The organism is Micromonospora sp. C81 (assembly GCF_018070425.1).
Lineage (GTDB): Bacteria > Actinomycetota > Actinomycetes > Mycobacteriales > Micromonosporaceae > Micromonospora > Micromonospora zamorensis.
On record NZ_JAGPXS010000001.1, the window covers coordinates 724,888 to 736,345 of the forward strand.

9 protein-coding genes are annotated in these 11,458 nt (G+C 69.5%); 5 read left to right on the plus strand and 4 right to left on the minus strand.

Translation table 11 applies throughout. The features are described from left to right. Positions 1-79 precede the first annotated feature (79 nt). Positions 80-1,063: an aldo/keto reductase gene (locus KBX46_RS03380; protein ID WP_210790752.1), complete on the plus strand. Its 984-nt coding sequence runs from the start codon at positions 80-82 to the stop codon at positions 1,061-1,063. A 135-nt stretch (positions 1,064-1,198) separates the two neighbouring features. Here KBX46_RS03380 and KBX46_RS03385 read toward each other — a convergent pair whose 3' ends face one another. Next, the gene (locus KBX46_RS03385; protein ID WP_210790754.1) at positions 1,199-2,437 is read right to left on the minus strand and encodes a cellulose-binding domain-containing protein; all 1,239 of its coding nucleotides are present in this window, start codon (positions 2,435-2,437) and stop codon (positions 1,199-1,201) included. Positions 2,438-2,802: 365 nt separating this feature from the next. Between KBX46_RS03385 and KBX46_RS03390 the strand changes: the two genes are divergently transcribed. Next, on the plus strand, positions 2,803-3,825 hold the full coding sequence (locus tag KBX46_RS03390) for a zinc-dependent alcohol dehydrogenase family protein (protein ID WP_210790756.1): 1,023 nt from the start codon (positions 2,803-2,805) through the stop codon (positions 3,823-3,825). 69 nt (positions 3,826-3,894) lie between these two features. Here KBX46_RS03390 and KBX46_RS03395 read toward each other — a convergent pair whose 3' ends face one another. Next, complete coding sequence (locus KBX46_RS03395) at positions 3,895-6,375, minus strand: M14 family metallopeptidase (protein ID WP_210790758.1); 2,481 nt, start codon at positions 6,373-6,375, stop codon at positions 3,895-3,897. Positions 6,376-6,733: 358 nt separating this feature from the next. On the opposite strand from KBX46_RS03395, the gene KBX46_RS03400 reads away from it, so the two are divergent. Further along, positions 6,734-7,819: a hypothetical protein gene (locus KBX46_RS03400; protein ID WP_210790760.1), complete on the plus strand. Its 1,086-nt coding sequence runs from the start codon at positions 6,734-6,736 to the stop codon at positions 7,817-7,819. Positions 7,820-7,899: 80 nt separating this feature from the next. Here the strand turns inward: KBX46_RS03400 and KBX46_RS03405 are convergent, their stop codons facing one another. Next, positions 7,900-8,244 carry a DUF1801 domain-containing protein gene (locus tag KBX46_RS03405; protein ID WP_088951848.1) on the minus strand — a complete coding sequence of 115 codons (345 nt, stop codon included), beginning with the start codon at positions 8,242-8,244 and terminating at the stop codon, positions 7,900-7,902. Positions 8,245-8,488: 244 nt separating this feature from the next. Between KBX46_RS03405 and KBX46_RS03410 the strand changes: the two genes are divergently transcribed. After that, positions 8,489-9,724 (plus strand): MFS transporter, encoded by a 1,236-nt coding sequence (locus KBX46_RS03410; protein WP_308159351.1) that lies wholly within the window; start codon positions 8,489-8,491, stop codon positions 9,722-9,724. Positions 9,725-9,756: 32 nt separating this feature from the next. On the opposite strand, the gene KBX46_RS03415 is transcribed toward KBX46_RS03410, so the two are convergent. Next, on the minus strand, positions 9,757-10,668 hold the full coding sequence (locus KBX46_RS03415; protein WP_210790764.1) for a GNAT family N-acetyltransferase: 912 nt from the start codon (positions 10,666-10,668) through the stop codon (positions 9,757-9,759). 70 nt (positions 10,669-10,738) lie between these two features. Here KBX46_RS03415 and KBX46_RS03420 point away from each other — a divergent pair, with 70 nt between their 5' ends. Next, a complete protein-coding gene (locus KBX46_RS03420; protein WP_210790766.1) occupies positions 10,739-11,257 on the plus strand; it encodes a polyketide cyclase in 519 nt (172 codons plus the stop codon). Positions 11,258-11,458: the final 201 nt, after the last annotated feature.

Sequence of the window (11,458 nt, forward strand, 5' to 3'; positions counted from 1 at the left end):
TCCACCCCGAGCCCGCTGTCCCGCAGGCCCACGCGTGGGCAGCCGGCTATCCACTTCGATGAACGACAGGGAGAGCAGCATGCGTACGGTAAAGCTAGGTGAGCTCGAGGTTGCCCGCATCGGGCTCGGTGCGATGGGGATGTCGCATGGTTACAGCGGCGCCGGCAGCGACGATGCCGAATCGATCCGCACCATCCACCGGGCTCTCGAGCTTGGTGTCACCCTGATCGACACTGCGGAGATCTACGGCCCGTACGTCAACGAGGAACTCGTCGGCCGCGCTCTGCAGGGTCGCCGCGACCAGGTCGTGCTGGCCACCAAGTTCGGTCTCATCTCCCACGATGGCCGCGTTGCCGGAGGGCTGGACAGCAGCCCGGACAACATCCGCAGCGCGGTCGAGGGCTCACTCAAGCGCCTCGGCACCGATCACATCGACCTGTACTACCAGCACCGCGTCGACCCGAGCACCCCGATCGAGGACACCATGGGCGCCCTCGCGGCCCTGGTGCAGGAAGGCAAGATCCGCTACGTCGGCCTGTCCGAGGCCTGGGTCGACACCATCCGCCGCGCTCACGCCGTACACCCGGTCACGGCCCTGCAGTCGGAGTACTCGCTGTGGACGCGTGATCAGGAACAGATCCTTCCCGTGCTGCGCGAGCTGGGCATCGGTCTGGTGGCGTACTCCCCACTCGGCCGCGGTTTCCTCACCGGCGCCCTACGCACTCCGGCCGACGTCGAGCGCCTCGACGACAGCGACTTCCGCAAGAACCACCCGCGCTTCACCGGGGAGAACTTCCAGCGCAACCTGGGTATCGCCGACCAGGTGCAGGCGGTCGCCGACCAGGTGGGTGCGACCTCAGCCCAGGTCGCCCTGGCCTGGCTGCTGGCGCAGGGCGACGACGTCGTCCCGATCCCTGGCACCAAGCGGGTCAGTCGGGTCGAGGAGAACGCCGCTGCGGACACCGTCACTCTCACACCCGTTCAGGTGGCGACCCTCACCGCGCTGCCCGTTGCCGAGGGCGGTCACCACACCGACGAGCAGATGCGGATGATCGAACGCTGAGGCTCGACCAGACAGCCGGAGATGATCAAGGGTGTGTCACATCCATCGCGACACACCCTTGATCATCTGCCGGGACGCGACGGTTCGCCGCCAACAGTTCACCGCTGACGGTTCACCGCGCAGGATCTCGACGGGTCAGCAGCCGATGCGACTGGACCCGACCGCGACGTCGTCGTACCAGAGGGTGTCGGCCCCGCCGCCGTAGCTCTCCCAGCCCAGCTTCAGGTCGGTGAGTTGCGGTCGCCAGGTGCGGTTGTACCACTGGCCGTCGATGTCGTGCGTCGGGACGCCGTCCGCGGTCAGTCCGGTGACAGCGGTGCCGTCCAGCCACGTACGAAGCTGACCGGCCGAGCCGTCCACCATGAACTCCACACAGGCCCACCGGTTGACCGGTAGTGGCAGGCTCTGCGCCACCCCCGCCGGGCTCTGCTCGGGCAGGGTCGCGTCGTCGGAGGCGCGGTTCCACTGCAGGGCGCCGTTCTGGCCGCCCAACCGCAGGTCCTTGTTGCCGTCGGCGGCGTCGGCCATCGTCACCATCGTGGTGTGATCGGTGGGCTGGGCGGTGGTGTGCCGCACCCAGATCCGTCCGTACCGCACACTGCCGACGCCGCCGAGGTTCTTCGTCGACCTGATGAAGACGTGGTTGCAGTACCCGGCTGCGCCGTTGATCCGGACCGCCCGGCTGCCGCTGTGCGTGGTGGTCGTGTCGATGGTGGCCGTGCCGGCTCCGGAGCAGTCCGGGCTCACCACGGCCCAGTCACCGGACGGCGTCGAGCCGGTCTGGTTCTCGAAGCCGTCGCAGAGCACCGCCCCGGCGCATCCGACCGGCGGCTCGGTGGTCGGCGGAGGTGTCGTGGGCGGGGGCGTCGTGGGCGGAGGTGTCGTGGGCGGGGGCGTCGTGGGCGGAGGTGTCGTGGGCGGGGGCGTCGTCGGCGGAGGCGTCGTCGGCGCAGCACCGTTGCACGGCACTCCGTTCAGGCTGAACCCGGTCGGCGCGCCACCGCCGGTGCCGAACGTGCCCTGCACGCCGAACTCGGTCGCGCCGCCGGCCGGGATGCTGCCGTTGTACGACGCGTTGCGGGCGGTCACCGTCGATCCGGACTGGCTGACCGTGGCGTTCCAACCGTTCGTGACGCGCTCGTCCCCGGCGTACGTCCAGGTGACGGTCCAACTGGACACAGCGGTGTCGCCCGGGGCGACCTTGATGTTGGCGGTGAATCCGCCGGACCACTGGTTGGGCGTGTAGTCGACCCGGCAGCCCTGGGCGGCTGCGGCCGGGCCCGTGAGCAGGGCTGCGCCGGTCACGGTCACGGCGGCGGCCAGCGCGGCGACGACCACCAGGGTCGGAGCGGGGCGGGCACGGAAGATCGTCATGAAGGGTCCTTCTGCCATCGAGCTGAGCGGAGGCGACGCGGCGGCGCGCGTCCGGGACGGACGCGGCGCGCGACAGCGCGCCCTGGGTGCGGCGCGGCGGTGCGCCACAGCGGCTGGTCGGCGCGTACGACCGAAGTGCCCGGCTCGGGGTGGACCTGTCAGCCGCCGACGGCCCGGTCGCCCGGACCACGGCGGTGCCCATCCTCAATCTATTTACCGCTCTCGATTTAATCAAGCGTCGGCAAGGCGGTGGTGGTGAGCGTCGTCCCGAATGTGCCCGGGAGGCGGCATCATCACGGCCCGCCCGGGTAGTTGGACGGGTAACAACAGGCCGAACGTGTCCGGCCCCTGGGAAGGAAGAACTTGTGCGTGGTGTCGTGATGCACGCTCCCGGCGACGTCCGGGTCGAGACGCGGGAGGATCCCAGGATCCTGCTCCCGACCGACGCGATCATCCGGGTCTCCGCGACCTGTGTCTGCGGTTCGGACCTGTGGCCGTACCGGGGGGTCGAGCCGGTCAAGGGACCGTCGCCGATGGGCCACGAGTACGTCGGCATCGTCGAGGAGGTGGGCGGCGAGGTCCGCACCATCAGGCCGGGCCAGTTCGTCGTCGGCTCCTTCTTCGCCTCCGACAACACCTGCCCGATCTGCCGTGCCGGTTACCAGTCCTCATGCGTGCACCGTGAGCCGGTCGGCGGGCTCGGCGCCCAGGCCGAGCACCTGCGCGTACCCCTGGCCGACGGCACCCTGGTCGCGACGCCGGAGATTCCCTCGGACGACCTGATCCCGGGTTTCCTGGCGGCCTCCGACGTGCTCGGCACGGGATGGTTCGGTGCCGTGGCGGCCGAGGTCGGCCCCGGCAAGACCGTCGCGGTGGTCGGCGACGGTGCGGTCGGTCTGCTCGCCGTGCTGGCCGCGAAGCGGCTCGGCGCGGAACGGATCATCGCGATGAGCCGGCACGAGCCGCGCCAGAAGCTCGCCGCGGACTACGGGGCGACCCACATCGTCACCGAGCGCGGCGACGAGGGCGTGGCCCGCATCAAGGACCTCACCGACGGTCTCGGGGCACACTCCGTCATCGAGGCGGTCGGCACCCAGGAGTCGATGATGCAGGCCATCCGGGCCACCCGGGCCGGTGGTCACGTCGGGTACGTCGGCGTGGCTCACGACGTCGAACTGCCCGGGGAGGAGCTGTTCTTCTCCCACGTACACCTGCACGGCGGGCCCGCCCCGGTGCGCCGGTTCCTGCCCGAGCTGATCGACCTGATCGCGACCCGGCAGATCGACCCCGGCAAGGTCTTCGACCTCACCCTTCCCCTCGACGAGGCCGCCGAAGGGTACCGGGCGATGGACGAGCGCCGCGCCATCAAGGTCCTTCTCAACCCCTGACCATCCCCGTCGTTGCCCCGTCGGCGCGGTTGGACCACACCGACGGGGCAACGATCCTCGGGAAGGGCGCTACTTCTTGGCGATGGTGATCGTCGCCGTGCGGTAGTTGTTGCGCTTGTCCGTCTTCGTCGGGTCGTAGTTCTTCTCGATGTTGCCGGCGCTGTCGACCGAGAACCAGCGGAACGTCGTCGTCTCGGTCACGTGGAACACCTGCCCCGGCTCGCGGAACTCGGTGGCCGCGTAACGGGGCGACTCAAGGGTGGGCCGGCTGCCGTCGGTCGTGTAGTAGATGGTGGCCGGCTCGCTGGTCTCGAAGCGCACGTCGACGGGCCCGCGGTACTTCCCGTCGCCGGGGACCAGCCGGGACGTCGGGTCCTTCTTGTCCTTGCCCCAGTCCGCCGCGACCCGGAACATCTCCATGATCCCGTTGGCGTACTCCATCGTTTCGGCGTGGCCACTGACCAGCTCTGGGTTTCCCGTCCACTCGGGTTGGAACGAACCGCCCTGCCAGTTGCCAGTTGCGGGGTTGTAGACGGAGCCGCCGACCTCCCAGCCGAACGCGTAGATGCCGTAGGTGTAGTACAGGTCCTCGCGCACGTTGCCCGCTGAGGAGTAGAGGACGTCCGACGAGCCGCCGACGTTCTCCGGCGTGACGACGGTTTCCCGGTGCGCCTTGACCTGCGACAGGATCCGAGCGGCCGACTGCCAGTAGAACGCCTCGTCACCCAGCGGCGGGCGCGGCGTGGTGATCCGTCCGTCCGCGATGTAGGCGCCGGGCTGCCAGAACAGCTGACCGCCGTTGGAGTGCACCGACATCATGAACTTGATGTTCGAGTACTTCTCGACCAGCCAGATGATGTTCTTCGACTCGGGCTCGGACAGCTCCTCCGGCCCCTGGTAGGTGCCACTGACGCAGTTGGTCGACCCTCCCGCGTAGCCGTCGTGGCCCGACCCGACCCGGTAGTTCCGGTTCAGGTCGACGCCCCACGAGTTCCGCTGCGCCGGATCGGCGCTCGCGTCCGGGCAGTGGTTCGTCATGTTCTTACGCTGCGAGGCGAAGTTGTAGAAGCTGTAGTTCGCCCCGTCGGGGTTGTTGGACAGGATGAAGAAGATGTCGGTGTTCTCGACGATCTTCTTCGTCTCCCGGTCCGACCGGTAGTTGTGCACCAGGCGCTCGGCCGACTCCAGGCTGGTCGTCGCCGGCACCCACTCGCGGGCGTGGTCCTGCGCCTGGATCAGGACACCAGGCTTCTTGCCGTCACGGTGCTTGCCGATCCGCAGGACCGGGATCGTCGCGGGGCCCCGCGGCACCTCACCCTCCGGTGCTCCGACGCGCTTCTGGTCCAGGAAGTCGGTCAGCGCGACCGGGCCGGCCGTCGGCGCGACGATGCCGCTGCCCTCGTTGGTGCGGTACGGGTGCGCCCGGTCGATGAGGCCCGCGGACCGGGTCCGCAACGCGTCCGCCACCTGGGTGGCCGTACTCGCCGGCGCCCCGGCAGCGTCCGTGGCGAGCAGGACGCGAACCGCCTTGCCCGTGACCTCCACCGCGAGCGGGAGGTTCGCGTCGGGCCGGTCCACGAACTCCACTGTGATGTCGTTGCCGCCCTCGTGGCCCCACGCCGCGGAGGTTACGACGACCGCCGCCTGCCCGGTGCCGCCGAGCTGAGCCTGCGCCTTGCGTTGGTACCCGTTGGTCTGGTTCGGCAGGTAGACGATCTCGGCGATGTCCGGGTACTGGCGGGCGATCTCCTTGGCGCGACTGTAGAGCTGCTGCGGGTGCTTGTAGCCGTCCACGAAGTCCGACTTGTAGGACGGGTTCGCCGTCAGCGGCGGCGGGGCGTTCTCCAACCAGTTCGAGACCACACCGGTGGTGACCCCACCAGTGGAGCTCGTCACCTGGATCCTGGTCGGGCGGGTGTCGAGCTTGAACAGGTTCCGGTGGAACATGTACTGCCCGGAGTCGACGAACCGGCTCATCGTCCGGGCGAAGCCGAACGGGGTGCCCTTGCCCGAGTCGTTCTCGACCTGCATCCCGACGATCGGGTCCGCCTGCTGACCCTCGGTGGTCCGTGCCTCGACGTACAGGAAGCCCTGGCCCTTCGTGGTGAACCAGTCGGCGCGGGCGATGCGTACCGTCGCCTGGTGGTTCGACGGCTCGACAGCCCGCGCGCCAGCGGCGTCGACGGCGATGCCGCCGTCGGCCTGGTCGCTCCAGGCGAAGCCGGCCTCGTCGGCGAGCACCTCGACGCCCATCGCCGTGAGTTCGGTGACCTGCTCGGCGGTCACCACCGCCTCGCCTTCGATGCCGGTCGGCACGCGTCGGAGGCCGTGCTCAAGGTCGAAGCCGGCGGCGGCCACCTTGTCCAGCATGTCGGCGCCGGTCAGCCTGATCTGTACGAGGCGTACCGACTCGCGATCCTCAGGTTGGGATCGGCTGGTGGCGGCTGACGGCCCGGTGGGATCGGCGCCCGCAGGCCCGGTTGCCACGAGGATGCTACCCACCAGGGCGGGCAGCGCCAGAAGCGCGATGCGCCGTTGTATGTGCCGCATTCCCCCTCCTTCTATTTACGACGGGTGGTTGAGGTGGTGGCAGGACTCCGTGCTCGTCGACGATCGTCGTTGCGAGAAGGACGGGAGGACGGGAGCCGGCTGGGTCCGGTGAGCGTATGTGCGTTTGCGGCCGCAGTGGATCGCCTCGATCGAATTTGAGCATTCCTTGAGGCGATCAACACCGCGGACGGCGCGAACGTGTCCACGGTGGGCGGCGCCTGCCACGAACGCGACTCGCCGTCGCGCGGTTCGCCCGGTGGCGGAGACCCGACACCGGAGCGCGAGGTAGCCGACTGTGACCACTGCATCACTGCGCGCACACTCCTCATCGACATGTTCCCGTCGACTGGAGGAACACATGCGTCTCCGATCGTTCGTCACCGCCGCGCTGGCCGCCGTACTGGCGGCCAGCGCGCTCGCGCCAGTGACCCCGGCAGCGGCGGCCACCGCCGACCGCTGGGGGTTCGCGTACGTCAAGGACCCCACAGTGCCGGTCTGGACCGTGCTGGACACCAGCCGGCAGTGGGGTAGCTGGAAGACCGCGTTCCCCGCCGCGTGGGCCGACGGTGTCAAGCTCGCGCCCGGCCGGTTCCAGGTCCGTTTCCCGCAGGTGGGGGCCAGCTCGCGCGGGGTGCCGCACGTGACCCCGGTGAACCGGACCGGGCACTACTGCGAGGTGGTCCGCTGGTTCCAGTCCGGCGCCGACGAGATCGTCGACGTGCAGTGCCACAAGCCCGGCGGCACGCGCGAGGACACCCCGTTCACAGTGCTCTGGACGACCAGCTCCGGCGTGCTGGCGGCCGGCACCTCCCACGCGTACGCGCAGTGGGGCGGCGGCGTGGTGGTGCAGTCGTACAACTCCACCGGCGTGGTGAACACCGTCGGCCCGCTGGGCGTCGGCCAGTATCTGGTGCGGCTGCCCGGGGTGGGTCTGGCCGGGCTGCTCGCCGGCAACGTGCAGGTCACCGCGGTGCAGCCGAACGCCGGCCCTCGCCGGTGCAAGGTCTACTCCTGGAACGCGGTCGGCACCGACGTGCAGGTGTACGTCTTCTGCTACAACCAGGCCGGTGCGCTCACCAACACCGACTTCGCCCTCTCGTACCACCGCCGTCGGCCGGTGATTGGCTCCCTCGGCCCGCCGTCGTACTTCGGTTACCTGGGTACCGCCGTCGGTGGGCCCACCAACGACAACTCGGTGCTCGGCGTCGGAGCGAACACGGTGGCACCGCTGGCCCCCGCCGGCCGCTACCTGGCGACCTTCCCGCAGATCGGCATCAAGGAGACCCACGCCCAGGTGATCGCGCAGGGTGCGGGTAGCAACTACTGCCACCTCACCCAACCCTGGACGTACACCACCAACGCCGACGTCGACGTGATCTGCTTCGACAACGCCGGCGTGGTCACCCCGCACCGGTTCCTGGCCACCTTCACCTCGCGGCTCTGACGCCGCCGGCACCGGCGGTGGCAGCCCTCAGGCCACCGCCGGTGACCGCGTCCGTCACCCCCGCGCGGAGGTGTACGCAGCTACAGGGCAGCCGTGGTCTCTTTGAGGATGCCGGCAAGCGCGTCGTAGTCGACGGTCTGCCCGTCCTTGATGTCGACGGCTTTGCGTTCACCCTTGCCCAGGGATCGGAGGAAACCCTTGACCTCGGGAACGTCCGTCGCGTTGAACACCATGAAGGAGATCTTGTCCTTGGCCACCGAGATGACGGCCGCGTAGTGCCCGTTCTTGAGGTAGTGCGGCTTGCCGTACTGCAGTCGCTCCTCGACATCAGGAATGGTCTGGACGACCATCGCGCGCAGCTTCTCGCACACGTCGATCTGCCACGGCTGCGTCTTGTTGATGTACTGGGTGACGTCGTCACTCATGGCCATCTCCTTATTGTCGTTGCCAAAGGATGGTCGACCCGCGACGCTTCACCCGCAGCCCGACCCGACCTGATCCGGTCGCCGCCGGAGCCGCCCCTGCCCGGGCAGGATCGTACGACGAATCCGCACCTCGGAGGGGCCCCGTGACCCTGGGATGTCGGCCCCGCCGCACCGGTCGGGTGCAGCGGCTCCGGAGCCCTGGATTACGGTGACCAGGAAAGGTGGGTGGATCATGGTGCCGCAGGTGTCACCGCGAAGGGCCTGGGCCGTGCTCGTCGCACTCTCCCTCGCCGCGTTCGCGTTCATCACGACCGAGCTGCTGCCCGTCGGGCTGCTGACCCACATCGCGCCCGACCTCGACCGGTCCCGCTCGCAGGTGGGTCTGCTCGTCAGCGGGTACGCCATCGTGGTCGTGCTGGCGTCCGTGCCTCTGGCCCGGCTGACCCAGCGGATACCCCGACGCCAACTGCTCGGCGTCACGATGCTCCTGTTCGCCGCCGCGAACGCCCTGGCCGCGCTCGCGTCGACGTACGCGGTGCTGGCCGGCTCCCGCGTCGTGACGGCGCTCGCCCAGGCGCTGTTCTGGTCCATCGCCACGGCAACCGTGACCGGCCCCTTCCCGGCCGCGGTGCGCGGCCGGGTGGTCGCGCTGTTCGCGACCGGAGCGACGCTCGCCCCCGTGCTCGGCGTACCCCTCGGCACCTGGCTCGGGCAGCAGGCCGGCTGGCGTACGGCCTTCGGGGCGCTGGCCGGAGTCGGGCTGGCGATCGCCGTCGCGGTGTTCATCCTCCTTCCCTCCTATCCCCCGGCTGCTGGCGGCGCCGCCCGTGGCACCGCACCCGACGGGCGGCGCTTCGTCCTCCTGCTGGTCGCGACCGCCCTCGGCATCGGCGGCTTCATGACCCTGCAGACCTACGTCACACCGTTCCTGCTCGACGTCACCGGCTTCGCCGACTCGGTGCTGGCACCACTGCTGTTCGTCTCCGGCGCGGCCGGCGTCATCGGCACCCTGGCCGCCGCCCGCACCCTGGACAGCCGGCCGACCGCCTCCCTGCTGACACCGCTGAGCATCGGCACGGCCTCCCTGTTCGGCCTGTACGCGCTCGGCGCGCTCCGACCCGGCGTGGTCGCACTCCTCGCCGGCGTCGGCCTGGCCTACGCGGCGTTCGGCTCCGCCGTGCAGAGCCGCATGCTGCAACTGGCCCCGGGCAGCACCGACATCGCGTCGGCCGGCGTCAGCACGGCCTTCAACGCCGGCATCGCCGGCGGTTCGCTGCTCGGCGGCGGCCTCCTGCCCACCCTCGGACCGCGCCCGCTGGCGCTCGCCGGCGGGCTGCTGACGCTGGCCGCCTTCGCGCTGCTCGCCGTGGACGCGTGGCGGAGCCGCACCGTCGGGTCAGCGTCGGCCTCCGCCCCCGGCAGCCCGGCGGCCGGGCGGGAGATCACGCCGGCCCGGACGGGAACGGCGTTACACGACTGACAGAGCGCGGCACGGATCGCGCTCTGCTCTCGTCATCCGTTGGTGAAAGGGACGAACTGGGCGACCTCGCGCATCCGCAGTCCTTCATAGAGTCTGCGGGGCACCGGATAGGCGCTGTCGCCGCGCGGGCCGACAACTGCCTGAGTGGCACCCAGACCACGTGCGACGCGCAGCATCTCCGCGCACAAGGCTCGGGCCAGCCCACGCTCGGTGTGGGTCGGCGCGGTCCCGACCGGCTCGAACAGGACCGACCCGGACTGCGGGTCAAGCCATCCCAGACCGAAGGCGGCGAGCGAACCGTCAGCCGCTTCGGCGACCAGGTCCAGATCTGCGCGGTAGACCGGCGTGCCCATGACCGCCAGGTGCTTGTCGACCGAGTAACTTGAGCCGCGCTCGTCACCGGTCACCGGCAGGTTGAGCATCTGCTTGATGCGTGCCGGGTCCCAACAACGACGATGGACCTCGACCCGTTCCGTCACCTCGTCAGGATGAACCCGGCGAATGGAAAAGCCGTCGGGGACGCGATGCGCCTGCAGGTCGGTGAGGTCGTCGAGACTCCGCCACAACTGCGCGAACCACGGCCCGTCGGCTTGGCGGAAGCCCTGATCGACCAGCGCACTGACGATCTCGGCCTGCTGGAGTGACACCTCCACCGTGACGCGGGGTGCCACCTCCAAGACGTCGTTGATGGCGTTCGCGAGTTGACGAGTGGGCATCCCCGGCGCGAGGTGCAGGGCAACTGTCGCCTGTTCTGCGGCCGACTCCGGCAGCCAGATGTCGGCGAACCCCCGAAGCGGGTCACCCCATTCAAGGGAGAGGTCGGGGGCCGTACTGCCGTCGCCGTGGGCAGAGGCCCACGCGACATTGCCGACGTGCAGCCGCTGCTGCGGAGTCCAGGTTCGTCCGACACAGCCCAGGCGCGCGGAGAGGTCAGCGGTATTCACCTCAGCAGTCCGCCAGATACGCCTTGTTCAGGTCAAGCTCAGGCGCGCGGCTATGACGGACCATAGGTGAATGATCGGTGACCGGTGGGGCGTGACCGACAGCGAGACGCTGCGTACCTATCCCTGTGATGACCTCGTCGTCGCACCCGCCCTACAAGCCTGGCGCGGAGTGTCGATCGCGGTGCCAGCCGCAGCAGTGTGGCCGTGGGTAGCCCAACTGAGGCTTGCGCCCTACTCGTACGACTGGATCGACAACCGCGGCCGGCGCTCACCTCGACAGTTGCAGGGCCTACCCGAGCCCCAGGTCGGGGAAGCATTCACCACCGCCGGCGGAAGGAAACTAGGCAGGATCGTCTCGGTCGACCCCGGCAAACAGCTGACGAGCACCATCATGGGCGCCTTCATGTCCTACGTCCTTGTGCCTGAGGGGCACGACACGACGCGCTTGCTGCTCAAAGTCGTCATGCGGACGAGCCGCTGGGCCGCACCCGGCCTGTCCATCGGCGACCTGGTCATGGCTCGACGACAGTTGCTGAACCTGAAGGAACTGGCCGAGCACGGCCAGCACCACAGACCCACCACGAAATGAGCTCCGGCGAACGTTGATCGACAGTCCCGGCCGGCTGCTGCGCGTCGCCCGCCCCGCATTCTGGGACACGCAGATCGCGGCTACCTATTGACTGGTGGTACGACCGCAGCCCGGCCAGGCTTGGTCGAGGTGACCGGTGGGGTCGCTCTCATCGCGGCTGCCCACCGCAGGTTGGTGTGGCTCTCATCTGGCGTGCGCCCC